General features: G+C 24.6%; 1 protein-coding gene. It reads left to right on the forward strand.

The window, feature by feature from the left end; genetic code table 11:
- Positions 1–216: 216 nt before the first annotated feature.
- Complete coding sequence (locus E6A48_RS11875) at positions 217–1,659, forward strand: tetratricopeptide repeat protein (protein WP_219710511.1); 1,443 nt, start codon at positions 217–219, stop codon at positions 1,657–1,659.
- Positions 1,660–1,846 lie beyond the last annotated feature (187 nt).

Genomic DNA, 1,846 nt, shown 5'->3' on the forward strand with positions numbered 1-1,846 from the left:
CCGTGCGGCAAGGTGGTACAGCTCGTACGCAAGAAAAAGAACAACAAAAAAGAATAAATAAAAAAAATTACCACATAAAAAACAAGGGTTTTTTAATCCCATATTTATTTTTTGAATAATTTGATAAAATCTATTTTGATTTATAAAAAGCTATAATAATTTACAAAATTTAATTATAAATGTTTATTAATTTTATACAAATCAAAAGGAATAATAATGAGTATAATTGAAGAAATTAATGAATTACATAAAAATGATGAACATGAAAAAATTATTGATATTATAATGGCAATTCCAAAAGAGCAAAGAGATACAGAACTTTTTAGTTTGCTTGCCAGAGCTTATAATAATGTAGGAAGATACGATGAAGCGTTGGATAATTTAATGTATATAAGAGAAGAATGCATTAATGATGCTTTATGGAATCATAGAATTGGTTATTCTTATTTTTATAAAGGAGATAAAGAAAATGCATCTATGCATTTTAAAAAGGCTTATGATTTAAATAATGATGATATACACTCATATAATTTTTATATGCTATGTTGTTCTGAAGATAAAGATGATGGAATAAATTTTGAAGAGAGAGTTAATAGGTTTTGGACATGGTTTGAAGAAAATGAAAAAGTTATATCTGATTTTATAGATAAAAAATCTAATATGTCGTCAGAGGAAATAATAGAATTTGTTTCTAATGGTGTAAGTTTAATATCCAATAATCTGCAGTTTAATTTCGGGGGTAATTATGAGTTTACATTTACTGTAGAAGGCAAAGAATATTTATTTTATCTTACTCCTAGAATAGTAGCTGCTATGCCTGAGAAATTAAAAAATAAATGGAAATTCTTTCCTTATATGCAAAAACAAGATATATCTAATTCTAATTTCAAAATGTATAATAAAGATTTGAGCTTTAAAGAAATTTTAATATTAGCTGAATATGATGAAAATGCTAATTTTTTTAATTTGAAATTTTATAATAAAAAATTAAATGAATTGGAAGAAGATTATGCATATAATGCTTTTTATATAATGCTTGAACATGCTGTAGGTGAAAATATATCGAAACTATATTTATTAGGAGATGTTGAAAAATTAGATAAAAAACTTGATGGTATGATAGAGCTTACAAAACTTTATGACTTTATAATGGACATTCTAAAAAATAAAAATAATGATATTATTACAGACCCTATGAATAGATATACAGCTTATGAGTTTAACCCTACAAATAGTTCCTTTAGAGGAGATATATTTATGGGTAGTACATGCTATATGGAATTTATTAGTGATTATATTAATGATAATGTAAAGACTATTATTAATATTTCCAAAATGGGAGCAAGGGCTGTATATTTAGCTTATGAATTTTCAGATAATAAAGACGATGACGATGAAAATATAATAAAATTGATTGATGAAAGAGATAAGATTGCAAATGAGCTTGAGAGTATGATGGGTGAGAAGGGAAGCGGTAAAGAAATAGGTATACTATTAGGCGGTGCTTTTGGAATACTATGCGGATATATAGACTTGCTTTTATATAATCAAGATGAGTTTATAAAAAGAGCTGAAGAAGTATTAAAAAAATATAATTATAAATTTAACTTATTGAGATTAAGACAATATTCAGAAATTATAAAGACATTTAATGATTAATTAAATACAATAATATTAATGTGCTTTTTTAGTGCATTACTGCATGTATTATAATAGTTTATACATATTCCAAATGATAAAGCTAAAGCATTTGCACTTTCGCGAAATGTATATGAATAAGCAAAATAATTTGTACTTTTTGCAACTTTTTGCTACAGGAAAAAGTTGAATAAAAAATCATATAACA

It is taken from the genome of Brachyspira pilosicoli, from assembly GCF_019402445.1.
Lineage (GTDB): Bacteria > Spirochaetota > Brachyspiria > Brachyspirales > Brachyspiraceae > Brachyspira > Brachyspira pilosicoli_B.

Coding starts and splice junctions, on each gene's coding strand:
- E6A48_RS11875 (WP_219710511.1), top strand. CDS start 217: ATGAGTATAATTGAAGAAATTAATGAATTACATAAAAATGATGAACAT.